Here is a 23,890-nt window from a genome sequence, read left to right on the forward strand (position 1 = left end):
ATTTCCTCGGTGCTTTCCAGGTTCCCGCTTTCGCGTTTCCCTTTCCGGCGGTTCCGACTTTATCAGAAGTTCTGAGTCGGTCTGACCGGCTCGTTCGTTCCGATTTTGATCGGCAGAGTGCTTCGTCGAATTCGAGATTCGGGAGGAAGCAAGCAGATGTTCACTGTGGCCTTCTGGGATGAACCCGTCTACAGGCAACTGTTCGAATCTACCTCCCCGCTCGCGCCGTGTCAACGGCTCTCGCGGGAACGAAGAGGACAGTAGCAGCTCACCGAGGGTCCACGCACATCAGGCGGCCGTGGGCACGGTGGCGCTGCGCTCGGCTTCCTCCACGTCGCCCGTGTCGCCCGCGCGTACGGCGCGTCGGCCCAGGACGTAGACGTAGGCGAGGAAGGCCGCCTCGGCGACGACGCCGATGGTGATGCGGGCCCAGGTGGGCAGGCCGGACGGGGTGACGAAGCCTTCGATGGCGCCGGACACGAAGAGGACCAGGGCGAGTCCGATGGCCATGCCGATGGCGGCTCTGCCCTCTTCGGCCAGGGCGACGCGCCGGCTGCGCGGGCCGGGGTCGATCAGGGTCCAGCCCAGGCGGAGTCCGGTGCCGGCGGCGACGAAGACCGCCGTCAGTTCGAGCAGACCGTGCGGCAGGACCAGGCCGAGGAACGTGTCGAGGCGGCCGGCCGACGACATCAGACCGAAGCCGACACCGAGGTTCAGCATGTTCTGGAAGAGGATCCAGATGACGGGCAGGCCGAGGAAGACGCCGAGGATCAGGCAGAGGGCCGCGGCCCAGGCGTTGTTCGTCCAGACCTGTGCGGCGAAGGAGGCCGCGGGGTGGCTGGAGTAGTACGTCTCGTACTGGCCGCCCGGCCGCGTCATCTCGCGCAGCTCGGCGGGGGCCGCGATGGTGGACTGCACCTCGGGGTGCGTGCCGATCCACCAGCCGAGCAGGGCCGCGACGGCGGTCGACAGGAGTGCGGTGGGGACCCACCAGTGGCGGGCCCGGTAGACGGCGGCCGGGAACTGCTGGGTGAGGAAGCGGGTGACGTCCCGCCAGGAGGCTCGGCGGGTGCCGGTCACCGCGCTGCGCGCGCGTGCCACCAGCCGGCTGAGGCGTCCGGTCAGCTGCGGGTCGGGCGCGCTGGACTGGATCAGGGAGAGATGGGTGGCCGTGCGCTGATAGAGGGCGACGAGTTCGTCCGTCTCGGCGCCGGTGAGCCGGCGCCTGCGCCGCAGGAGCGCGTCGAGGCGGTCCCACTCCGCGCGGTGGGCGGAGACGAAGACGTCGAGGTCCATCGGGGTGCCTGCTCCTCGGCTATCGTCGGCGGCTCGTCGTGGATCAGCTTGTCGTACCGCGGCGCGGTGCGTCCTCAGCTTGGCAGACTGGCGGGGACGGGGGGAGACGAGGGAAGGGCGGCGGGCGTGAGCGAGCTGGTGACGGGCGAGGCCGTGGCGCTGGAGCTGCGGCCCGCGAGGCTGCCCAGCAGGGCGCTGGCGGTGCTGCTCGATCTGGCGGTGGCCGTGGCCGTCTACGTGGCCGTCACCATCGCCCTGGTGGCCTCCACCGCGTCCCTTGACATGGCGGCGCAGACCGCGCTGTCGATCGCCGCGTTCGTGCTCGTGCTGGTGGGTGTGCCGATCGCGGTCGAGACGCTCAGTCACGGCCAGTCGCTGGGGAAGATGGCGTGCGGTCTGCGGGTCGTACGGGACGACGGCGGGCCCATCCGGTTCCGGCACGCGCTCGTCCGGGGGCTGATCGGGGTGATCGAGATCCTCATGACGTTCGGGGTGGTCGCCTGTGTCGCCTCGCTGGTCTCTGCTCGCGGGCGGCGGCTCGGGGACGTGTTCGCGGGAACCCTGGTCGTGCGGGAACGGGTGCCGGTCTCCTCCGCGGGCTTCATGCCGCCGCCCCCGCCGTGGCTGGCCGGGCGTTTCGCGGGGCTCGACCTGTCCGCGGTCCCCGACGAGCTGTGGCTCGCCGTCCGCCAGTACCTGACGCGCATGGGGCAGCTCGACGCACGGGTCGGCTGGGCGATGGCCGAACGCCTCGCCGCCGACGTGGCCGCCCGGACGGGTGCCCCGGTGCCGTACGAGGTGCCGCCGCCCGCCTATCTCGCGGCGGTGTTGCAGGAGCGGCAGGCCCGGGAGGCCCGGCGGGCGTTCGGGGGCACGGGTGGCGGGGAGCCGTTTCCCGCAGCGCCCTCTCCTGTCAGCCCCGCCTCCCCTGCCGTGCCTCCGGCCGCCGCACCGCCCCAAGCGGCAGCGCCCGCCACGCCTCCTCTCGTGACGCCTCCCGCCGCGCCGTCGGACCGGCGGCCCGGTACCGGGTTCGTGCCGCCGGCCTAGTGGGCGGGGAACGCGGACGGCGGTGACTCCAGGTCCTCCAGCTCGATGCCGGGGGCCGCGAGCACGACGTCGCCGACGATGTGCACGGCGTACTGCTCCCCCGTGTCCAGGGCTGTGACCTGGTATTCGTCCACGGTGAGGGGGCCGTTGTCAGTGGCGTGTGCTTCTCTTCCCAGCAAGGCCCAGGACTGGTCCACGGTGCGGGGGGCGAGGACCGGGTCGGTCAGGGCGACCATGCGCAGACGCGTGGCCGGATCGGAGGGGGTGAGGCGCAGGAGTCGGGTGACGGCGACGAGGAAGGCCGGGGAGGTGCCGGTGAAGGCGTGGGCGCGCGCATTGCCTTCGGTGGCGTGGACTCCGGTGGGGTCGGTACGGACCCAGGTGACTCCGTCGATGGCCGCGCCGCGTACCTGCCAGTCGGCGGCGTGGAGTTCGAGGCGGATGGGGCGGCCGAGTTCGTCGAGGGCGAGGTCGACGGAGCCGTGGTCGTTTCCGGTGGGCGTGGTCAGCCGGGAGACGTAGCGCCAGCCCGAGGGGCCCGGGGCGCACTGGAAGTGTTCTTCCGCGAGGGGGGTGTGGTCATGCGGGTCGTGGAGGGAATAGCGGCCGCGGGGCATGGTGGTCCTGGGGGGTGACGGGCTGCTGGTCCGGCCGCTGAGGCGCCAACGGGGCAGGCCCCCGACACGGGGGTGCGGGGGCCTGTCTCGGAGGAGCCGGCAGGGCTCAGTAGCGGTAGTGGTCCGCCTTGTAGGGGCCCTCGACCTTGACGCCGATGTACTCGGCCTGCTCCGGGCGGAGCGTGGTCAGCTTGACGCCGAGGGCGTCGAGGTGGAGGCGGGCGACCTTCTCGTCCAGGTGCTTGGGCAGCACGTACACGTCGGTCGGGTACTCGTCGGGCTTGGTGAACAGCTCGATCTGGGCCAGGGTCTGGTCCGCGAACGAGTTGGACATGACGAACGACGGGTGGCCGGTCGCGTTGCCCAGGTTCAGCAGGCGGCCCTCGGAGAGGACGATGAGGACCTTGCCGTCGGGGAAGGTCCAGGTGTGGACCTGCGGCTTGACCTCGTCCTTGACGATGCCCGGGATCCGGGCGAGGCCGGCCATGTCGATCTCGTTGTCGAAGTGGCCGATGTTGCCGATGATCGCCTGGTGCTTCATCTTGGCCATGTCCGCGGCCATGATGATGTCCTTGTTGCCGGTCGTGGTGACGAAGATGTCGGCCTGCTCCACCACGTCGTCGAGCGTCGAGACCTGGTAGCCGTCCATCGCCGCCTGCAGGGCGCAGATCGGGTCGATCTCCGTGATGATCACTCGGGCGCCCTGGCCGCGCAGGGACTCCGCGCAGCCCTTGCCCACGTCGCCGTAGCCGCAGACGACGGCGGTCTTGCCGCCGATCAGGACGTCGGTGGCGCGGTTGATGCCGTCGATCAGGGAGTGGCGGCAGCCGTACTTGTTGTCGAACTTCGACTTGGTCACGGCGTCGTTGACGTTGATCGCCGGGAACAGCAGGGTGCCGTCGCGGTGCATCTCGTACAGGCGGTGGACGCCGGTCGTGGTCTCCTCGGTCACGCCGCGGATCTCGGACGCCAACTGGGTCCACTTCTGCGGGCTCTCGCCCACCGTGCGGGTGAGGAGTTCGAGGATGACGCGGTGCTCGTCGGACTCGGCGGTGTCGGGCGAGGGGACCTTGCCGTCCTTCTCGTACTCGACGCCCTTGTGGACGAGGAGGGTGGCGTCACCGCCGTCGTCCAGGATCATGTTCGGGCCGCCGGTGGGGGTGTTCGGCCAGGTCAGCGCCTGCTCCGTGCACCACCAGTACTCCTCCAGGGTCTCGCCCTTCCAGGCGAAGACCGGGATGCCCTGGGGGTCGTCCGGGGTGCCGTTCGGGCCGACGGCGATGGCGGCGGCCGCGTGGTCCTGGGTGGAGAAGATGTTGCAGGAGGCCCAGCGGACGTCGGCGCCGAGGGCGACGAGGGTCTCGATGAGCACGGCGGTCTGCACGGTCATGTGCAGGGAGCCGGTGACACGGGCGCCGGCGAGGGGCTGGGCCTCGGCGTACTCCCTGCGGATCGCCATGAGGCCGGGCATCTCGTGCTCGGCGAGGGTGATCTCCTTGCGGCCGAAGGCGGCCAGGGAGAGGTCGGCGACCTTGAAGTCCTGCCGGTTGTCGACAGTCGTCATTGCGAGCTGCTCCTCGGGTTGGGTCGAGGGTGGGTACGGCTGACCTGCGCGGCGGCGGACACAGGGGTGCCCCCGGAAGAGGACACAGGCATGCCCGCGTACGCGCAGCGCAGTCCGTCGGAGGCCCTCTCTCCCTCGGCCGGTCCGTCCTGGACCGCCCGACCGCCATCAGCAGCGACGTCTGGCTCCACCCCAAGCTACACCGCGGGCGCCCGCGCGCCCCAGTCCGCCTCCGCACACTTCAGGACGTTCCGAGCGAGGATCGAGCGGGGCTCAGGGTGGGAGGGTGGACCTCAGTGGGCGTCGGGAGGTGTCGCCGGGCCGCCGGGGGTGGCCTCGCGGTCCGGGCCCTTGGCGGCCTCGGACTCGCTGTAGATGTCGGGCTCCAGGTAGATGACGCGGGCGATCGGGACCGCCTCGCGGATGCGGGACTCGGCGGCGTCGATCGCGGAGGCGATCTCGGTGGCCGTGCCGTCGTGGCGGACGGCGATCTTGGCGGCGACGAGCAGTTCCTCGGGGCCGAGGTGGAGGGTGCGCATGTGGATGACGCCGGTGACCGTGTCGCCGGCGACGATCGCGGCCTCGATCCGCTGGACCGCCTCGGGGCCGGCCGCCTCACCGAGCAGCAGTGACTTGGTCTCGACGGCCAGGACCAGCGCGATCAGGACGAGCAGCACGCCGATGCAGAGGGTGCCGATGCCGTCCCAGACGCCGTCGCCGGTGAGGAGGGCGAGGCCGACGCCGCCGAGGGCGAGGACCAGGCCGACGAGGGCGCCGAGGTCCTCCAGGAGGACGACCGGCAGCTCGGGGGCCTTGGCGTGGCGGACGAACTCCTTCCAGGACTTCTTCCCGCGCAGGGTGTTGGACTCCTTGATGGCGGTCCGGAAGGAGAAGGCCTCGGCGATGATCGCGAAGACCAGCACGCCGACCGGCCAGTACCAGTGCTCGATCTCGTGCGGGTGCTTGATCTTCTCGTAGCCCTCGTAGAGGGCGAACATGCCGCCGAGGGAGAAGAGCACGATGGAGACGAGGAAGGCGTAGATGTAGCGCTCGCGGCCGTAGCCGAAGGGGTGTTGGGGGGTGGCCTCGCGCTGGGCGCGCTTGCCGCCGAGGAGCAGGAGTCCCTGGTTGCCGGAGTCGGCGAGGGAGTGCACGGACTCGGCGAGCATCGAGGACGATCCGCTGAAGAGGAACGCCACGAATTTCGCTACCGCGATCGACAGGTTGGCGAGCAGTGCCGCCACGATCGCCTTGGTTCCGCCTGACGCGCTCATGTGTCGCGTTGTCCCTTCGCCTTCGTCTGCGTCCGTACGCCGGTGGGGGCGCGGCCGGTGCACGGCTTTGCCCCTCCTTTGCGGTGCGCCATTGTTGCAGCCCGCGCGGGCCCCGACGTGCCGGATGCCCCTTCGTCCGCCCCTCAGACGTGCGTCAGAGGAGCACGGTGGCGCGGAAGAGCGTGCCGGTTCCGGACACTTCGGCCTTTTCGTCCGCGGCGGCGAACACCGACTGTCCCGGGGTGAGTTCGTGCTCGCCGACTCGCACGGTGCCCGCGGTGCAGAGCAGGATCTGCGGGGTGGGCAGGGTGAGGTCGCGGGCGGCGGTGCCCTCGGGCAGGACGTGGCGGGACAGGCGGAACTCGTCGATCGGGGTCTCGTAGACCTCTTCGCCGTCGGGGGACGCCTCCGGCCGCAGGACACCGGGGTCGCCGGCCTCGAAGCGGACGATGCGCAGCAGTTCGGGCACGTCGACGTGCTTGGGGGTGAGGCCGCAGCGCAGGACGTTGTCGGAGTTGGCCATGATCTCGACGCCGAGGCCGTTGAGGTAGGCGTGCGGGATGCCGGCGCCGAGGTAGAGGGCCTCGCCGGGCTGGAGCCTGACATGGTTGAGGAGCATCGCGGCGAGGACGCCGGGGTCGCCGGGGTAGTGGTGGGCGATGTCGGCGTACGGGGCGTACGCGCCGCCGAGGCGGTCGCAGGCGGCCGCGGTCTCGGTGACCGTGCGGGACATCTCCTCGGGGTCGGCCGTGAGGACGGCGGTGAGGACTTCGCGCAGGGCGGCGTCCTCGGGGTGTGCGCGCAGCAGGTCGACGTACGGCTTGAGGGAGGCGACGCCCAGGCCGTCGAGCAGGTCGGCGGTCTCGGCCGGTGGGCGGAAGCCGCACAGCCCGTCGAACTCGGTCAGGGCGCAGATGAGTTCGGGCTTGTGGTTGGCGTCCTTGTAGTTGCGGTGCGGGGCGTCCAGGGGGACGCCGCGGCGCTCCTCGTCCTCGTAGCCGGCCCTGGCCTGGGCGAGGTCGGGGTGGACCTGGAGGGAGAGCGGGGCGCCGGCGGCGAGGAGTTTGAGGAGGAAGGGCAGCCGGGGTCCGAACTTCGCCACGGAGGCGGCGCCCAGTTCGCGTTCGGGTGCGGCGTCGACGACCTCGGCGAGGGTGCCCCGGCCGGTGCGGGAGGGGGCGCCGGGGTGGGCGCCCATCCACATCTCCGCCTGCGGTTCGCCGGTCGGTTCGGTCCCGAGCAGGGCCGGGATCGCGGTGGTGGAACCCCAGGCGTAGGGGCGGACGGTGTTGTCGAGGCGGTCCATGGGCTCTCTCTGCCGGTGCGTGTCCTGTGCGTGCGGGGTTCGTCCCCGCTACTGCGTACGAGATCAGGCGCCCGAGGCGAGCGCCAGGTAAACGGCGGCGAAATCCGTGATGGCGATCAGTTCGGCGAGGGTCTCCAGTTCGCCGCCCGCCTCGGGCTCCAGTTCGCTCATCGGCGTGTCGTGGCTCAGGGCCAGTTCACGGGCGCCGGGGGCGGCGGTGAGGCCGCCGCTGGGCCGGTCGCGCAGGAGCACCACGCGTGCGTGCAGTGCGGGTGCCTCCTCGACGCGGTCCCGGAAGAAGTCGTCGGGATCGGCGCCCGCGGCGAGGCGTCCGGCGAGCAGGGCGCTGTGTGCGGCGAGCGCTTCGGGCAGGTCGGCGACGACGGCCGGGGTGCCGGACAGCTCGGCGAGCGCGGCGGCGAAGCGGCGGCCCGCGGGGCCGGCGGAGGTGCCCTCGGTCCAGATCACCGGGAGGGACTCGGCCAGCTCGGCCGCCAGGGTCTTGGCGGGGTTGCTGTACGTCACGATGGCGGGCCCGCAGCGTTCGGCGATGCGGTCGAGCCGGTCGGCGATGCGGTCGACGGCCTCGGGCGGCGCGTCGAGCAGCCCGGTGCGGTCGAGGAGGACGAGGAGCGGGGTGAGCAGCGCCCACAGGACGCCGGGGGCGGCACCGGCGAGGGGTTCGTCCTGGTCGTAGGGGGCGGTCGCCATGGGGATGAACAGGCCGTGCGCGGCGCTCACCGACTCGCTGAGCGGCGTGCCCGCGGGGGCGACGGCGACGACGGTGCAGCCCCGCCGGTAGGCCTGCTCGGCGAGGAGCGACAGGCCCGGCTCGGTGCCGTCGGGGGTGGTGATCAGCAGGAGGTCGACGGAGCCGGCCCAGCCGGGCAGTTCCCAGCGCAGGGCGCCGGCGGCGGGCGCCACGCCGGTGGGCGCGAGGCGGATGACGGGGCTGCCGGCGCCGGCGAGGGTGCCGAGGAGGTCGGCGGCGTGGGTGGCGGCGGCGCCGGGGCCGGCGATGAGGACGGCGCGGGGGCGGCCGTCCGGCTGGAGGTTCCCGACGCCGGCCTCGGCGGCGTGCCGGGCGGCGGTGCGGACCCGGGCACCGGCCTCGGCGGCGCCGCGGAGCAGGCCGCGGTGGTCGGCCTCGGTGAGGCGCTCCGGGCTGTCGAGGAGCGATTCGTCGAGCATGGCGGCAGGTCTCCGATCGCCGGGGCGTTCGTTCGGTTGCGCGGGGTCGCCGGGTGGCCGGGTGCCGGTCGCGTCGTCGCCGGTCAGGCGGGGCGGCGGGCCTCGTCGACGAGGAGGACGGGGATGCCGTCGCGCACCGGGTACGCCAGGCCGCAGTCCTGGCCGGTGCAGATCAGCTCCGCGTCCCGCTCCTCGAGGGGGGCGTGGCAGGCGGGGCAGGCGAGGATCTCCAGGAGGCCGGCTTCGAGCGGCATGGGGGTTCCCTTCGGGGCGGTTCGGTATGTGCGGATGTGCTGGTCAGGGTACCGCCGGTGGCGGTGGTGGCGGAGGTCGGCGGTGAGGTCGCCGGCCTCGCGCGCCTCACGCCCTGATGATCGCCAGGGCGGCGTCCCGGACCTTCGTCATCGTGGCCTCGTCGCGCGCCTCGGCGTTGAGGCGGAGGAGGGGCTCGGTGTTGGAGGGGCGGACGTTGAACCACCAGTCGGCGGCCGTGACGGTGAGGCCGTCCAGGTCGTCCAGGGTGACGTCGTCGCGGCCCTCGTAGGCGGCCCTGATCGCGGCGAGGCGGTCCGCCTGGTCGGCGACGGTGGAGTTGATCTCGCCGGAGCCGGCGTAGCGGTCGTACTGGGCGACGAGGGCGGACAGCGTGCCCGGCTGCCCGCCGAGGGCGGCGAGGACGTGCAGGGCGGCCAGCATGCCCGTGTCGGCGTTCCAGAAGTCGCGGAAGTAGTAGTGCGCGGAGTGCTCCCCGCCGAAGATGGCGCCGGTGCGGGCCATCTCGGCCTTGATGAAGGAGTGGCCCACGCGCGTGCGTACCGGGGTGCCGCCCTGCTCCCGGACGACCTCCGGGACGGACCAGGAGGTGATCAGGTTGTGGATGACCATCCCCCGGCCGCCGTTGCGGGCGAGTTCGCGGGCGGCGACGAGGGCGGTGACCGCTGACGGGGAGACCGGGTTTCCGTCCTGGTCGACGACGAAGCAGCGGTCGGCGTCGCCGTCGAAGGCGAGGCCCAGGTCGGCGCCCTCCTCGCGGACGCGCTTCTGGAGGTCGACGAGGTTGGCCGGGTCGAGCGGGTTGGCCTCGTGGTTGGGGAAGGTGCCGTCCAGTTCGAAGTACAGCGGCACCACGTCGAGGGGCAGCCCGGCGAGGACCGAGGGGACGGTGTGGCCGCCCATGCCGTTGCCCGCGTCGACGACGACCTTCAGGGGGCGGATGGCGGTGAGGTCGACGAGGGAGCGCAGGTGGGCGGCGTAGTCGGCGAGGGTGTCGCGGCGGGTGACGGTGCCCGGGCGGGCCGCCGGTTCCGGGGCGCCGGTGACGCTCCAGCGCTCCACGAGGGCACGGATCTCGGCGAGGCCCGTGTCCTGGCCGACGGGTGCGGCGCCGGCGCGGCAGAGCTTGATGCCGTTGTACCGGGCCGGGTTGTGCGAGGCCGTGAACATGGCGCCCGGCAGGTCCAGCGCGCCCGAGGCGTAGTACAGCTGGTCGGTGGAGCACAGGCCGATCCCGGTCACGTCGGCGCCCCGGGCCGCCGCCCCGCGCGCGAAGGCGTCGGAGAGGCCGGGCGACGAGGGCCGCATGTCGTGACCGACGACGACGGCGCTCGCGCCGGTCAGCTCGACGAAGGCCGCGCCGAACAGCTCGGCCAGCGACTCGTCCCACTGGTCGGGGACGACACCGCGCACGTCGTACGCCTTCACGATCTGCGACAGATCAGCAGCCACGGCCAGCCTTCCTGGAGGTGCTCTGGGGCCCCCAAAGTACCCGCACCCGCGACCCGGCCGGCGCGCGGTCGCCGAAGGTCAGGGCAGCATCCAGCCCAGGACGACCGTGGACTGGCCGACCACGATCAGGCACATCACCAGGAGCAGGCCGAGGCTCCAGGGCAGCACCTTGCGCAGCAGGTCGCCCTCGCGGCCCGCGAGTCCGACGGCGGCGCAGGCGATGGTGAGGTTCTGCGGGGAGATCATCTTGCCGAGGACGCCGCCGGAGCTGTTGGCGGCGGCAAGCAGTTCGGGTGAGAGGCCGGACTCCCGCGCGGCGGTCACCTGGAGGGCGCCGAAGAGCGCGTTGGCCGAGGTGTCGGAGCCGGAGACGGCGACGCCGAACCAGCCGAGCACCGGGGACAGGAAGGCGAGTCCGGCGCCGGCCGCGGCGACGAAGTGGCCGATGGTGGCGGCCTGTCCGGAGAGGTTCATGACGTAGGCGAGGGCCAGCACCGAGGTGACGGTGAGGATGGCGAACCGCAGTTCGTGCACGGTCGCCAGCCACTCCTTGACCGCCACGCGCGCGTGCACGCCGAGGACGACGGCGGTGGCCAGCCCGGCGAACAGGACGAGGGTGCCGCCGGTGGAGACGATCGGCCAGGAGAAGACGTTGCCGCCGACCGGATCGCCCTCGGAGTCGGCCACGTCGAGGAACGGCCAGTCGTACGTCTGGGTCGCCCCGGCCAGCCAGTCCTTGACCGCGGGGATCTGCGCGACGGAGAAGATCGCGACGATCAGGGCGTAGGGCGCGTACGCGCGCAGCACCTCGCGGCCGGGGTCCTCCTCGTCGAGTTCCTCGCTGCGGGCGCCGGTGAGGACGGACGCCCGGACCGGTTCGGCGGCGGGCCTGCGGGAGTGCGGTACGGCGACGAGGGCGCCGGCGCCGGCCAGGGCGGCGGCGATGTCGGCGAGCTGGGCGGAGAAGTAGTTGGAGGCGACGAACTGGGCGACGGCGAAGGCGACTCCGCAGGCCATGGCCGGCACCCAGGTCTCGCGCAGCCCGCGCCGGCCGTCCACCAGGCCGACCAGCAGCAGCGGCACGATCAGGGCGAGCAGCGGGGTCTGGCGGCCGACGACGGAGGCGACGTCGTCCAGGGGCAGTCCGGTGACCTGCGCCAGTGTCACCACCGGGGTGCCCATCGCGCCGAAGGCGACCGGCGCGGTGTTGGCGACCAGCGACACGACGGCGGCGCGGACCGGGTCGAAGCCGAGCGCGACGAGCATGACCGAGCAGATCGCGACCGGCGCGCCGAAGCCGGCCAGGGCCTCCAGCAGGGCGCCGAAGCAGAAGGCGACGACGAGAGCCTGGATGCGGGGGTCGTCGGACAGCCGTCCGAAGGAGCGGCGCAGGATGTCGAAGTGCCGGGTGCGGACGGTCATCCGGTAGACCCACAGGGCGTTCACGACGATCCACAGGATGGGGAAGAGTCCGAAAACGGCTCCCTGGACGGCGCTGGACGCCGTCTGGTCCAGCGGCATGCCGTAGGCGAGCCAGGCGACGAGTACGGCCGCCAGGAGGCCGGTGAGGCCCGCCAGGTGGGCCTTCATGCGGACGCCGCCCAGCAGGACGAGGACGATCACCAGGGGGAGGGCCGCCACCAGGGCGGACAGGCCCAGTGAGCCGGCGACGGGTTCCAGTTCCTGCACGTACATGGGCGCCTCCCCGGATTCCGCCATGCGAAAGCGTTTTCTCGCGGCTTCCGGAATGGTCGTGTCCGCGACAAGGCGACGTCAATGGGTGTGCAGCAACGGATGTGACGTGGGATACAGAGGAGGATCGGCTCAGTTGTCCGGCGAGCGGAGCACCCGCAGGTGGCCGCGGCGCGCGACCTCCATCGGGTCGGCCGTCCGTCCGCCGCCCCCGCCCTCGGCCGCCCGCTCCTGGGGGCGGGCCGCCTCGCGCACCGCGTTGGCGAGCGCTTCCAGGTCGTCGCCGCTGGGGCGGGCCGGGGCCGACCCGTCGAGCAGGCGGACGACCTCCCAGCCGCGCGGGGCGGTGAGGCGCTCGGAGTGCTCGGCGCACAGGTCGTAGCAGTGGGGTTCGGCGTAGGTGGCGAGCGGGCCGAGGACCGCGGTCGAGTCGGCGTAGACGTACGTCAGCGTCGCGACGGCGGGACGGCCGCAGGCGGTGCGCGAACAGCGACGTACAGGGCTCACGATGTTGGACGGTACCGCACTCTTGAGCGGGCCGCGACGACTCTCCACCGGGTCACACCACCGTGTCGTGGCGTGAAACACCCCGAAACCCCCACCGCTCACACCTCGGTGACCTGCGCGGACGCCGACTCGCCGCGCACGGGGCGGCCTTGGGGACGGTCACGAGCCGATACAAACAGCGACATTTGCCGTGAGTCGCACGGTCGTGGAGAGATACGGAATCGTGCTCAACCTTGGCTGGAATGGTCATCCGGCGACAAGCCGTGTTCCGGCCCGTCGCGGTGTCCGGTCCGCGTGTGCGGCCGGGCGCCCGACCTCGGCGGGGACTACCCTTCACCAGTGATGGACAACCCCGTGACGCCCCGTGATGCCGGCCGCCCAGGGCCCCGCCGTCGTGATCGCCACGGTCGGGGCATGCGCGGTCCGGTGGCTCCCCCGCAGGTGCCGCTCGCCGCGAGCCGCGGTGAGGTCTTCGCGGACCTGGTGCAGGACTCCGTGGAGCGCCTGGAGCGGCGGTGGCCGCAGCTCTCCGACATCGATTTCGTCGTCCTCGACGTGCCCCGTCTCGAGGGCCCCGAGGAGATGTGGAACGACGAGGCCGTGCCGCTCGGCGGCACGGTGCCCGCGAGCGAGGGGCGGCGGGGGCGGGTGGTCGTGTACCGGCGGCCGGTCGAGATCCGCACCAAGGGGCGCGACGAGCGGGCGGCGCTCGTGCACGAGGTCGTCGTGGAGCAGGTCGCGGAGCTGCTGGGACTGACGCCGGAGACGGTGGACCCGCGGTACGGCGAGGACTGACGGCGCCCCGGGCGCCCCTCCCGGCCGCGGGTGACCGCCCGCCTCAGTCCTGCAGCACCGACAGGTCCTCCTCCGCGTTCGGCACCGACACCGTTCCCCGGTCGTCGGGGAGGGTCTGGACGGTGAAGGACGCGACGTCGTCGTCGGAGCCGGTCAGGGTGCGGGAGGCGTGGACCGGCCCGCCGGAGACCGTCTCGACCGTGAGCGCGTAGCCGCCCTTCAGACCGGCCGGTACGGGTGCCTCGACGTTCTGCGTGGTGCCCGCCTTGACGGTGTACGTCTTGGTCGCCGGGGTGCCGCCCTCGGAGCCCGCCGACGCCGTCACCCGCACCTCGGCGCCCTCGCCGGCGGCGGTCAGGGCCAGGGTGGTGCTCTTGGCGCGGTTGTCCGCGGCCGTCGCACGGGCTCCCACCGGGTCGGACGCCGGAATGAACGCCGACTCCTGCTCGCCGCCCTTGCCGCGGACGACCCGGACCGCGGCCACCACCGGCACGGCTCCGTCCGTCGGCGTGAGCACGAGCGAGCCCGCCTCGCCTCGGGTGACCGCGCCGAGGTCCACGCCGGTCGTCATACCGGCCTTGACGTGCACCGTCTCGTGTCCGGCGGGGGTGATCAGACCGGACGGCGAGGCCAGCCGGACCTTCATGTCGGCGTCGGTGCCGCCGGGGGTGAACAGGACCAGGCGCACGGCGGTCGCGTCCTTCGGGATGCCCGGCAGGACGAGGTCGGCCGCCGGGTCCGCGGCCGCGGTGAGCCAGTCGCCGCCGGTCTTGTCGTCCAGGGCCTGCACCGCCGCGCCGACCCGCCCGCTCCTGACACCGACGTGCACGGTCAGGTCGGCCTCCTTCGCTTCGGCGAGCGTGGACAGCAGCAGGGACTCGGTGCCGTGCGGCGGGACCGTGACGCCCTCCCCCACCGTCGATTCGAGGGCGCCGTCCTTGCCGTACAGCTCGATGTCGACGACGGCGGCGGAGTCGTCCGGGTTCGTCAGGTGGACGTAGTCCGTGCGGCCGGCCGCCGTGCTGGCGCCGGGGAACCAGAACTCCGTGTCCGGGGCCGAGCAGTTGACGCCCTGGAGGCCGCGGCCGGTCCCGGCGGCGACCTCCGTGGTCTGCTGCACCGTCCAGCCGGGCGCCCGGCCGCCGTCGGCGGTGCCGATCAGGGCGGGCGTGCCGGAGCCGGAGGTCTTGCCGGTGGCCGGGGTGCCGGGCTTCTCGGGCTCGACGGGTGGCTTCGCGGCCTTGTCGTCGCCCTTCTCGTCGCCCTTCTTTCCGTCCTTGGGGTCCTCGGCCGCGTCACCCGGTGCCGCGACGGTGAGGGCCGCCTCGCCCTTCTCCTCGGCGCCCTTGGTGACGGGCGTGAAGGAGGTGTACTGCGTCTCGGCGAGGTCGGAGGAGCTGGGCGCGGGGCAGAGCAGGCTGGTGCGCTCCACCGGCAGGCGGGCGGCCGGCGCGGCGGGGCCGGATTCCGCGCCGTCGGGTGTGGCGACCGCCGCGAACCCGGTGACGGCGGCGAGCGCGGCCGTGCAGGCGATCAGGGACAGGGTCGTGCGCTTCACTGCTGGCTCCCGTGGGGACGCTCACTGCCCGGGCCGTGGGGGTGGTCGGGCTGGGAGGGGTCGTACGGCGTGTCGTAGCGGCCCTGGCCGTAGGCCTGGTCCCAGGCGGGGTCGTACTCGCCGTCCCGGGGCTGCTGGGTCTGCGCGTGCTCGCCGTAGGTGTACGGGTCGTACCCGCCCTGCTCGAACTGGCCGCCGGTGCCGTCCTGGTAGGCGCCCGCCGGGTACGGCTCGCCCTGGTAGGGCCCTTCCGCCTGGTACGGCTGCTGCCCGTACGCGCCCTGGTCGTACTGCTGTTGGGCGCCCTGGTACTGCTCCTGGCCGTAGGCGGCGTAACCGCCGTACTCGTTCTGGTACCCGGCGGAGTCCCAGTCGCCGTAGGCGGGCTGCTGCGGGACCGGGGCCGTCGGGGGTGCCGGGGGCGCGGCGGGTGGTTCGGGCATCTCGGGGGTGCCGTCCGCGGGGGCGCCGGGCTGCTCGGCCTCGGCCTCCGCCTGGGCGCGCAGGCGACGCGCCCGGCGGCCCTCGCCCTCCAGTGCCTCGGCGGGGACCAGCGGCTCGTCCGGCAGGTCGTCGTCGACGTCGCGGCGCCTGCCGGGCAGGGCGAGGACGACGAGGACCACGGCGAGCAGCCCCTGGGCCCACAGCCAGGCGGTGTGGGTGAACGGATCGTCGTAGGTGACGTCCAGCCTGCCGCCGGAGGCGGGGAGTTCGAAGCCCTGGGCCCAGCCGTCGACCGTGGTGCGGGTGAGGGGCTTGCCGTCCAGGGTGGCCGTCCAGCCCTCGGCCGCGGTGTCGGCGAGGCGCAGCACCCGGCCGTCGGGGCCCGGTTCGACGTCGGTGTGGATGTCGACGGGTCCGGCGGCGACCGGCTGCGGCTCGCCGCCAGTGTCGCCGCCCGCCACGATGGTGGCGCGGGCGACCTCCTGGTCCACGCGCCACAGTCCGCTGCCGTCCTGCTGGCTGAGCCTGCTCAGGCCGGGGGTGGCGTCCAGGACCCGGGTGACCTCGCGGGGCGCGCCCTTGTGCACGAGCACGTAGCGCACGGCGAAGCCGCCGAGCTGGTCCGCCTGGTCGGCGCCGGAGCCGGCCACCAGGTTGGCGACGATCTTGTCGAGGGTGGCGTTCTCGCCGTCGCCTGCGGCCAGTTCGCCGTCGCCGAGGCGGGCTCCGGAGCCGCGGACGAGCATGTATCCCACGTGGGCGGTGGAGTCGCTGTCGAGGACGAGGGTGCGGGCCTGGTCGCGGGTGCGGCTCTCCTCGGCGACGAACGCGGGCACCTGCACGGGGTCGCGCCGCTCAAGGGGGCCGTCGGCGCCCCCGATCATCCACCCGGCGGCGGCGATCAGCGGGCCCACGGCCGAGGCGAGGGCGATCAGCGCGGCGACGGGCTGGCGCCAGCCGAAGCTCTGCTCGGCGACCCGGAAGCGGGCTCCGTCGGCGCCGAGCGTCGCGGCGGACAGCAGGGCGATGCCGTAGACGAGGGTGGCGGGGCCGGCCCAGGCGGAGCGGTTGGACAGGGCCGCGAAGACGAGCCCGGCGAGGGCGACGGCCCACGCCGCCCGCACGGCCGGCTGCCGCTCCGAGCGCAGCAGCGCGGCCAGGGCGGCGAGCACGATGCCGATGAGGACCAGCCCGCCGACCGTGCCGGGGCCGCCGGGGCTCGCGCCGAGCAGGTCGAGGGCGGAGGCGGCCGAGGCTCCGTACTCCAGTCCGGCCTCGTCGAAGAAACCGAAGGGCAGCAGCGACAGCGACCAGGGCGCGAGCAGCAGCAGGGGGGTACCGAGCTGGGCGAGGAAGCGCGGGCCGTACGCCGTGATCTCGGCGCGGCGCAGGGCCAGGACGCCGAGGCCGAGGACCAGCGCGATGGGCCAGACCACGGGCGTGAAGGCGGTGGTGACCGTCAGCAGCAGTGCGTACGCCCAGGTGGCGCGCCAGCTGCCGCGGGCGCCGGAGGTGCTCGTGAGGCCGGCGGCCGCGACGCCCGCGCGGGCGATCAGCGGCAGCAGTACGGCGAGGACCGCGGTCCCGACGCGGCCGCCGGCGAGGGCGCCGGTGGCGGCGGGCAGGAAGGCGTAGGCGACGGCCGCCCACGCGCGCAGCAGCCGGGACATGACCAGCGGGCGGGACGCGAAGTACGCGGTGGCGCCGGCCAGCGGCACCGAGCCGGCCAGCAGCAGGGTGACGGCGGTGCCGGTCGAGCCGAACAGCAGGGAGGACAGGGCGGCCAGGATCGCGAGGTAGGGCGGTGCGGAGGCGGTGCCGCCGGTGCCGACGGTGTGCCAGGCGTCCGCGTAGCGCGACCACAGCTCACCGGCGTCGGCCGGGGCGGGCAGCAGGGCGCCGCCCGCGAGTGCGCCGCCGGTGAGCAGGGCGCGGCAGGCGGCCAGGGAGGCGAGCAGCAGGATCAGGAAGAGCACCGGGCCGGGTTTGCGGGCGATGCGCTTGAGGCGGGCGAACTGCTCGATCTCCAGGAAGTCGGCGTCGTCGCCGCCGGGTCCGGACTCGATGCCGCCGCCGTGGCGTCCGGCGCCCGCGGCGGTCTCGGCCTCGGTGCTGCCGACGAGGTTGCCCGCGACCTGCTCGACGGTGACGCGGATGGTCGCGCCGGGGGGCGGGAACAGGGGGCGCAGTTCGTCCTTCTCGACCTGCGGGCGGCCGCGTTCGCGCCGTGCGGCGACGATGCGTTCGGGACGCAGCAGGACGCTGAGCAGGCCCCGGATCTCGTCGAGCGCCTGCCCGGGCACCTTGCCGACGAGGTAGGCGAGGGTGCGCAGCAGGGTGCCGAGGACGATGCGCAGCAGGACCCAGGGCAGGGCCGCCGTACGGACGTTGGCGAGGAGGGTGTGGACGGCGCCGGCCTTGTCCACCTTGTGCGGGGAGGCGGTGGTGCGGCCGGCGCAGTCGACGGCGCGGCGTTCGCGGGAGGCCGCCTCGGCGTGGCGGACGACCGCCTCGGGGGCGATGAGGACGCGCAGTCCGGCGGCGTGGGCGCGCCAGCACAGGTCGACGTCGTCGCGCATCAGGGGCAGCCGGCGGTCGAACCCGCCCAGCCGCTCGAAGACGTCACGCCGGATCAGCATGCCGGCGGTGGAGACGGACAGCACGGGCCGGACGTGGTCGTGCTGGCCCTGGTCCTGCTCGCGGCGGTCCAGACCGGTCCAGCGGCGGCCGGAGTTGGCGATGGAGACGCCGACCTCAAGCAGCTGCCTGCGGTCGTACCAGCCGCGGAGCTTGGGGCCGACGGCGGCGACGTCCTCGCGGCCCAGCTCGTACTCGGTCTCGACGACGCGCAGCAGCTGGGCCAGGGCGTCGGGTTCGGGTGCGCAGTCGTCGTGCAGCAGCCAGAGCCACTGGACCGGCTCGCCGTGGGGGAGTTCGGGCAGGTCGTAGGCGTCGTCGCGCCAGGTGCGCGTGGCGGGGTCCCAGCCGCTGGGCCGCTTCAGGTACGGCAGGTCCTCCGGAGTGAGCACGGGGACGGTGCGGGCCGCCTCCTCCACGGCCTGGCCGAAGCCGGTGCGCCGGGCGAGGTGCAGGACGCGGTCGCCGCCGAGGGCCTCGCCGACCAGCCGGGCCGAGTCGTCGGCGCTGCCGGTGTCGGCGGCCACGGCGTACTGGACGGGGCGCTCCTGGCCGAGCAGACCGGCCAGCGCGTCGGGCAGCCAGCGGGCTCCGTCGTGGGCGACGAGGACCGCGGTCACGACGTGGCGCGGGAACTCAGGTGTGGCAGCGAGGTCTTGCTGGGCTGCCGTGTGACTCTGCACGGACATCGAGGTACGGGCCCCGGTTCGGTGGACTGCGGTGGACGCCCGTGCCTGTGGGGAATGGCGGGGCGTCTCGGACGAGCGCCCACACTATCGGCTGGACGGCAAGAGGGCCCGCCGCCTGTGGACAACCCACCTGCGAGGGCCCGTTCCCGCTGGTCCCGCCGTGTGCGCCGGTACCGGCGCCCGGTTCTGGCCCCGTGTCAGACGGCGGCCTTCTTCAGCCGGCGCCGTTCTCTCTCGGAGAGTCCGCCCCAGATGCCGAAGCGTTCGTCGTTGGCGAGGGCGTATTCGAGGCATTCGGAGCGGACCTCGCAGGCGAGGCAGACCTTCTTGGCCTCGCGGGTGGAGCCGCCCTTCTCGGGGAAGAAGGACTCGGGGTCGGTCTGGGCGCACAGTGCGCGCTCCTGCCAGCCGAGTTCCTCGTCCGCGTCGTCGACCAGCAGTTGCTGCACCGTCTCGGTCATGTGCGTGCGCCCCTCGTCTGTTTCGCGTCCCCGTGATCCGGCCGTTACCCATTGCGGCTGAACGACACGAGTGAAATTACAAGTGTGCTGATCCGGGCGAGTCAAGCCGAGATCTGCTATTGGGCCCCTTATTCACTCTGCGGAACCAAGGTCAAGCGGAAAGTGTTCAAATCGCCATAAACCTTGACATGCCAGTGAGGCCCAAAAGGCATTCGAACAGTGCGACGGATCGCACCTGGAGAGACGCGTGTGCGTTCGTGTCCGTTCCGATACACACGCCGGAGCGAACTTGATCACAGTCGGATCACGAGATCACAACGAGGGGTGTGCGCCCTGTTCGTGGCCCGTGTTTCCCCCGGACGTCCGCACAAACCTTCCGTCTGCCCAGGTGTACCGGAAAGAGTGAAACGAGTCCCACATACCGGGCGCGAGTTGACAGTGCCGGTGTGAGCCGGTGTCCTTGTGGGCATGCTCGCGAACTTGGCACTCACCTCGACCCGCCCCGCCGGGTCCCACGGTGCTGCCCGTGCTCGCTGTAGCTGTTGCCGCTGTTCCAGCTGTTGAGCCGACCGCGCTCCGGCTGTTTCCCGGGTCCACGCGACTCGACGCTCCGCCTGCCCGCCCCACCAGGGCGTTCCTGAGTCATTCGTTCCCCCCGCCGCACTCTTCCGCCGAGGAACCACCGCACCCATGAACAGCGACAGCGACCTCCAGATCGCCGGCGACATCCTCGAAGTCCCCCACCTGCTCCAGCCACCGCGCGAGCACCCGGCCACCGTGGCCGAGTTCGCCGGCCTGGCCCGTGCCGTCGCCGCCGACCGCTCCCAGTGGGAGCACCTCGTCCGCTACGACGCGACGACACGCTGGTACCACCGGCTGCGCACGGGCCCGGGCTACGAGGTGTGGCTGCTCTCCTGGGTGCCGGGGCAGGGCAGCGGGCGCCACGACCACGGCCCCTCGGCCGGCGTCTGGACCGTCCTCGCGGGCACCCTCACCGAGCGCACGGAGCGCGGCACGCACACGTGGCGCGCGGGGACCCAGCGCGTGTTCGCCCCCGGGCACGTGCACGAGGTCGTCAACGACGCGCTGGAGCCGGCGGTCAGCCTGCACGTCTACTACCCGGGCCTCACCGAGATGCCCATGCACGCGCCCCAGTGCTCGGCCGCCGCGCCGCGGTACGCGGACGACGGGGCCGTGACGACTGCCTGACGCGGTGTCGTACCCGCCTGCGAGACTGGGGCCATGCGCATTGTGGTTCTGGCAGGCGGCATCGGCGGTGCCCGGTTCCTGCGTGGTCTGAAGCAGGCCGCGCCCGACGCGGACATCACCGTCATCGGCAACACCGGGGACGACATCCACCTCTTCGGTCTGAAGGTCTGCCCGGACCTCGACACGGTGATGTACACGCTCGGCGGCGGCATCAACGAGGAGCAGGGCTGGGGACGGGCCGACGAGACCTTCCACCTCAAGGAGGAACTGGCGGCGTACGGCGTCGGGCCCGAGTGGTTCGGTCTCGGCGACCGCGACTTCGCCACTCACATCGTGCGGACGCAGATGATCACCGCGGGCTTCCCGCTCAGCGCGGTGACCGAGGCCCTGTGCGACCGCTGGAAGCCCGGGGTGCGCCTCCTGCCGATGACCGACGACCGGGTCGAGACCCATGTCGCCGTCGAACTGGACGGGGAGCGCAAGGCGGTCCACTTCCAGGAGTACTGGGTCCGGCTGCGCGCCTCCGTCCCCGCCGAGGCGGTCGTGCCGGTCGGCGCCGAGCAGTCCAAGCCGGCACCCGGCGTCCTGGAGGCCCTCGCCGAGGCGGACTTGATCCTCTTCCCGCCGTCCAACCCCGTGGTCTCCATCGGCACGATCCTCGCCGTGCCCGGCATCCGGGAGGCGATCGCCGACGCCGGGGTGCCCGTGGTGGGCCTGTCCCCGATCGTGGGGGACGCGCCCGTGCGCGGGATGGCCGACAAGGTGCTCGCCGCGGTCGGCGTGGAGTCCACGGCCGCCGCCGTCGCCGAGCACTACGGCTCGGGGCTGCTCGACGGCTGGCTGGTCGACACGGTCGACGCGGACGCCGTCACGCGCGTGAGGGCGGCCGGCATCCTCTGCCGCGCCGTTCCGCTGATGATGTCCGGCCTCGACGCCACGACGCAGATGGCCCGGGAGGCGCTGGCGATGGCGGAGGAGGTGCGCGAGGCATGAGCGACGGCACGCGTGCGGGCGTCCCCGCCCGCCCGGAGGGCTACCGGGTCTGGGCACCGCCGGGCCTGCCGGAGGTGCAGCCCGGCGACGACCTGGCCAAGCTGATCGCGGCGGCGGAGCCGGGGCTGGCCGACGGCGACGTGCTGCTGGTCACCTCGAAGATCGTGTCCAAGGCCGAGGGACGCGTCGTACGGGCCGACGACCGGGAGGCCGCGATCGACGCGGAGACCGTGCGGGTGGTGGCCCGGCGTGGTCCGCTGCGCATCGTCGAGAACCGGCAGGGACTGGTGATGGCGGCGGCCGGCGTCGACGCCTCCAACACCCCCTCCGGCACCGTGCTGCTGCTGCCCGAGGATCCGGACGCCTCCGCGCGCGGCATCCGCGAGGGGCTGCGCGACGCGCTGGGCGTCGACGTCGGGGTCGTCGTCACCGACACCTTCGGCCGCCCCTGGCGCGCCGGGCTGACGGACGTGGCGATCGGCGCCGCCGGGGTGCGGGTTCTGGACGACCTGCGCGGCGGCGTGGACGCGCACGGCAATCCGCTGGGCTCCACCGTCGTCGCCACCGCCGACGAGCTGGCCGCCGCGGGTGACCTGGTCAAGGGCAAGGCCGCGGGCCTGCCGGTCGCCGTGGTGCGCGGGCTGCCGCAGGTGGTGACCGGCGACGGGGAGGGCGCGCGGGCGATGGTGCGCGGCGCGCGCGACGACATGTTCCGGCTGGGCACCTCCGAGGCGGTGCGGCAGGCGGTCACCCAGCGCCGTACGGTACGGGCCTTCACCGACGAGCCGGTCGATCCCGGCGCGGTCCGCCGGGCGGTCGCTGCGGCGGTCACCGCACCGGCGCCGCACCACACGACGCCGTGGCGGTTCGTGCTGCTGGAGTCCGAGGACTCCCGCACCCGGCTGCTGGACGCGATGCGGGACGCCTGGGTCGCGGACCTGCGGCGGGACGGCAAGAGCGAGGAGTCCATCGCCAAGCGGGTCCGGCGCGGGGACGTCCTGCGCAACGCGCCCTACCTCGTCGTCCCCTGCCTGGTCATGGACGGGTCGCACACGTACGGGGACGCGCGGCGGGACGGGGCCGAGCGGGAGATGTTCGTGGTCGCCACCGGCGCGGGCGTGCAGAACCTGCTCGTCGCGCTGGCCGGGGAGCGGCTGGGCTCGGCGTGGGTGTCGTCCACGATGTTCTGCCGGGACGTGGTGCGCGAGGTGCTCGGCCTGCCGGGCGACTGGGATCCCATGGGCGCGGTGGCGGTGGGTCATCCGGCCGAGGAGCCGCGCGCGCGGCCGGAGCGGGACGCGGGGTCGTTCATCGAGGTGCGGTGAGCCCTCTACTCTCGTAGAGGACTTCTCCCTTTCTTACGCCCTTTCGCCCTTTCGCCCTCCCGCTCTTCTCGTTCAAGGACCCTCACTCGTGGCAGGACGTTTCGCCCCCCGGCACCCGCGCGCCGACGTGCGCGGCGGGATACCCCGGCAGGGGCTCGCGCCGGGCCGGGTACGGGTGTGGGTGCCGGACGGGCCGCTGGAGCTGGGGCTGGTGCTCGGGCCGCTGCGCCGGGGGCCGGGCGATCCGACGTTCCGAACGACGCCGGACGGGGCCGTGTGGCGGACCAGCCGCACACCCGCCGGGCCGGGCACGCTGCGGGTGACCGCGCGGGGGGACGAGGTGCGGGGCGAGGCCTGGGGGCCCGGCGCGGAGTGGCTGCTGGAGCGGCTGCCGCGGATGCTGGGCGCCGACGACGACCCGTCCGCGTTCGTGCCCAGGCACCGGCTGCTGGCGCTGACGCGGCATCGGCGGCCGGGGCTGCGGCTGACCCGGACCGGCCTCGTGATGGAGTCGCTGATCCCCTCGGTGCTGGAGCAGAAGGTCACGACGCTGGAGGCGTACCAGGCGTGGCGGATCCTCGTCCGGAAGTTCGGGGAGCCGGCGCCGGGGCCCGCGCCCGGGCGGATGTGCGTCATGCCGTCGGCGCGGACGTGGGCGCTGATCCCGTCCTGGGAGTGGCACCTGGCCGGGGTGGACGACAAGCGGGCGTCGACGATCCTGCGGGCCGTGCGGGTCGCGGCGCGGCTGGAGGAGGCGGCCGGGATGGAGCCGGCGGCGGCGCAGGCGCGGCTGGAGGTCGTACCGGGGATCGGGCCGTGGACGTCGGCGGAGACCGTGCAGCGCAGTCACGGGGCGCCGGACGCGGTGACGGTCGGGGATCTGCACCTGCCGGGGATCGTGGGGTTCGCGCTGGGCGGGGACCGGTACGCGGACGACGCGGAGATGCTGCGGCTGCTGGAGCCATACGCCGGGCAGCGGCATCGGGCGGCTCGGCTGGTGCTGCTGAGCGGGCGGGTGCCGGGGAGGCGGGCGCCGCGGATGGCTCCGCGGGGGATCGAGCGGATCTGAGCGGGGCGTGGCCGTGGGCGCGGGGTGGGCATGCGGCCCGGGGTCGGCCAAGTGCCGGGCGTCGCAGTCGGCGCGTCAGTTGGGTCACGGGACCGGCGCCGGCCAGGTGCAGGGCGTCGCAGTCGGCGCTGGGTGGGTGACGCGGCCCGGCGCTTGCCGGGTGCCGCCCGCGCCCACCCGTGCCGCCCCAGGCGGCACATGTGCCCGCGGGTAATGGGAGGGGGACGCGTGCCCGCGGGTAACGGGAGGGAGAAGCGTGCCCGCGGGTAACGAGACGGGGACGCGCGCCCGCGGGTAACGGGAGGGAGAAGCGTGCCCGCGGGTAACGAGACGGGGACGCGCGCCCGCGGGTAACGGGAGGGGCACGCGCGCCCGCGGTCACGCGGCTGCCTGCGGCGACGGAGGCGCGCGACTGGGCGGGGGCAAACGCCCCCCGACGGCACATGTGCCCGCGGTGACGGAGGCAAGGGGCTGGGCGGGGCAAACGC

Annotated in this window: 19 protein-coding genes; 6 read left to right on the forward strand and 13 right to left on the reverse strand. The window is 73.5% G+C overall.

What is annotated here, in order from left to right; translation table 11 throughout:
* Window positions 1-288: 288 nt before the first annotated feature.
* Complete coding sequence (locus IE108_RS16270) at window positions 289-1,296, reverse strand: stage II sporulation protein M (protein ID WP_064728217.1); 1,008 nt, start codon at window positions 1,294-1,296, stop codon at window positions 289-291.
* A 126-nt stretch (window positions 1,297-1,422) separates the two neighbouring features.
* Here IE108_RS16270 and IE108_RS16275 point away from each other — a divergent pair, with 126 nt between their 5' ends.
* On the forward strand, window positions 1,423-2,346 hold the full coding sequence (locus IE108_RS16275) for an RDD family protein (protein WP_064731794.1): 924 nt from the start codon (window positions 1,423-1,425) through the stop codon (window positions 2,344-2,346).
* Here IE108_RS16275 and IE108_RS16280 read toward each other — a convergent pair.
* The 9 genes from IE108_RS16280 to IE108_RS16320 all read right to left on the reverse strand — a co-directional run bounded on the left by IE108_RS16280 (window position 2,343) and on the right by IE108_RS16320 (window position 12,270).
* Window positions 2,343-2,963 carry a hypothetical protein gene (locus IE108_RS16280; RefSeq protein WP_064728218.1) on the reverse strand — a complete coding sequence of 207 codons (621 nt, stop codon included), beginning with the start codon at window positions 2,961-2,963 and terminating at the stop codon, window positions 2,343-2,345. The genes IE108_RS16275 and IE108_RS16280 overlap by 4 nt on opposite strands.
* Before the next feature lie 106 nt (window positions 2,964-3,069).
* The gene (gene ahcY, locus IE108_RS16285; protein ID WP_064728219.1) at window positions 3,070-4,527 is read right to left on the reverse strand and encodes an adenosylhomocysteinase; all 1,458 of its coding nucleotides are present in this window, start codon (window positions 4,525-4,527) and stop codon (window positions 3,070-3,072) included.
* A gap of 293 nt (window positions 4,528-4,820) precedes the next feature.
* On the reverse strand, window positions 4,821-5,801 hold the full coding sequence (locus IE108_RS16290) for a cation diffusion facilitator family transporter (protein ID WP_064728220.1): 981 nt from the start codon (window positions 5,799-5,801) through the stop codon (window positions 4,821-4,823).
* 154 nt (window positions 5,802-5,955) lie between these two features.
* The gene (manA, locus tag IE108_RS16295; protein ID WP_064728221.1) at window positions 5,956-7,107 is read right to left on the reverse strand and encodes a mannose-6-phosphate isomerase, class I; all 1,152 of its coding nucleotides are present in this window, start codon (window positions 7,105-7,107) and stop codon (window positions 5,956-5,958) included.
* Window positions 7,108-7,170: 63 nt separating this feature from the next.
* On the reverse strand, window positions 7,171-8,298 hold the full coding sequence (locus IE108_RS16300; RefSeq protein ID WP_064728222.1) for an SIS domain-containing protein: 1,128 nt from the start codon (window positions 8,296-8,298) through the stop codon (window positions 7,171-7,173).
* An 83-nt stretch (window positions 8,299-8,381) separates the two neighbouring features.
* Window positions 8,382-8,552, reverse strand: coding sequence for a Trm112 family protein (locus IE108_RS16305; RefSeq protein WP_079163527.1), 171 nt, complete (start codon window positions 8,550-8,552; stop codon window positions 8,382-8,384).
* A gap of 106 nt (window positions 8,553-8,658) precedes the next feature.
* Complete coding sequence (locus IE108_RS16310) at window positions 8,659-10,023, reverse strand: phosphomannomutase/phosphoglucomutase (RefSeq protein ID WP_064728223.1); 1,365 nt, start codon at window positions 10,021-10,023, stop codon at window positions 8,659-8,661.
* A 78-nt stretch (window positions 10,024-10,101) separates the two neighbouring features.
* Window positions 10,102-11,718, reverse strand: coding sequence for an L-lactate permease (locus tag IE108_RS16315; RefSeq protein ID WP_064728224.1), 1,617 nt, complete (start codon window positions 11,716-11,718; stop codon window positions 10,102-10,104).
* Between the two features lie 129 nt (window positions 11,719-11,847).
* The gene (locus IE108_RS16320; RefSeq protein WP_079163528.1) at window positions 11,848-12,270 is read right to left on the reverse strand and encodes a DUF3499 domain-containing protein; all 423 of its coding nucleotides are present in this window, start codon (window positions 12,268-12,270) and stop codon (window positions 11,848-11,850) included.
* 294 nt (window positions 12,271-12,564) lie between these two features.
* On the opposite strand from IE108_RS16320, the gene IE108_RS16325 reads away from it, so the two are divergent.
* Window positions 12,565-13,017, forward strand: a complete 453-nt coding sequence (locus IE108_RS16325) for a metallopeptidase family protein (protein WP_161346750.1) — start codon at window positions 12,565-12,567, stop codon at window positions 13,015-13,017.
* 43 nt (window positions 13,018-13,060) lie between these two features.
* On the opposite strand, the gene IE108_RS16330 is transcribed toward IE108_RS16325, so the two are convergent.
* The 3 genes from IE108_RS16330 to IE108_RS16340 all read right to left on the reverse strand — a co-directional run bounded on the left by IE108_RS16330 (window position 13,061) and on the right by IE108_RS16340 (window position 18,806).
* Window positions 13,061-14,575 (reverse strand): DUF5719 family protein, encoded by a 1,515-nt coding sequence (locus IE108_RS16330; RefSeq protein ID WP_064728227.1) that lies wholly within the window; start codon window positions 14,573-14,575, stop codon window positions 13,061-13,063.
* Complete coding sequence (locus IE108_RS16335) at window positions 14,572-18,345, reverse strand: glycosyltransferase (RefSeq protein WP_079163530.1); 3,774 nt, start codon at window positions 18,343-18,345, stop codon at window positions 14,572-14,574. Before IE108_RS16335 ends, IE108_RS16330 begins: the two co-directional genes overlap by 4 nt.
* A 197-nt stretch (window positions 18,346-18,542) precedes the next feature.
* Window positions 18,543-18,806: a WhiB family transcriptional regulator gene (locus IE108_RS16340; RefSeq protein ID WP_010034659.1), complete on the reverse strand. Its 264-nt coding sequence runs from the start codon at window positions 18,804-18,806 to the stop codon at window positions 18,543-18,545.
* A gap of 690 nt (window positions 18,807-19,496) precedes the next feature.
* Between IE108_RS16340 and IE108_RS16345 the strand changes: the two genes are divergently transcribed.
* The 4 genes from IE108_RS16345 (at window position 19,497) to IE108_RS16360 (ending at window position 23,402) form a co-directional block, all read left to right on the forward strand.
* On the forward strand, window positions 19,497-20,015 hold the full coding sequence (locus IE108_RS16345) for a cysteine dioxygenase (protein WP_064728229.1): 519 nt from the start codon (window positions 19,497-19,499) through the stop codon (window positions 20,013-20,015).
* Between the two features lie 33 nt (window positions 20,016-20,048).
* Complete coding sequence (cofD, locus tag IE108_RS16350) at window positions 20,049-21,008, forward strand: 2-phospho-L-lactate transferase (protein ID WP_064728230.1); 960 nt, start codon at window positions 20,049-20,051, stop codon at window positions 21,006-21,008.
* Window positions 21,005-22,333 carry a coenzyme F420-0:L-glutamate ligase gene (locus tag IE108_RS16355; protein WP_064728231.1) on the forward strand — a complete coding sequence of 443 codons (1,329 nt, stop codon included), beginning with the start codon at window positions 21,005-21,007 and terminating at the stop codon, window positions 22,331-22,333. The genes cofD and IE108_RS16355 overlap by 4 nt, the downstream gene beginning before the upstream one ends.
* Window positions 22,334-22,421: 88 nt before the next feature.
* Window positions 22,422-23,402 carry a DNA-3-methyladenine glycosylase family protein gene (locus tag IE108_RS16360; protein WP_064728232.1) on the forward strand — a complete coding sequence of 327 codons (981 nt, stop codon included), beginning with the start codon at window positions 22,422-22,424 and terminating at the stop codon, window positions 23,400-23,402.
* Window positions 23,403-23,890: the final 488 nt, after the last annotated feature.

The sequence above is a fragment of the Streptomyces parvulus genome, assembly GCF_014648855.1.
GTDB classification, from domain to species: Bacteria; Actinomycetota; Actinomycetes; order Streptomycetales; family Streptomycetaceae; genus Streptomyces; species Streptomyces parvulus.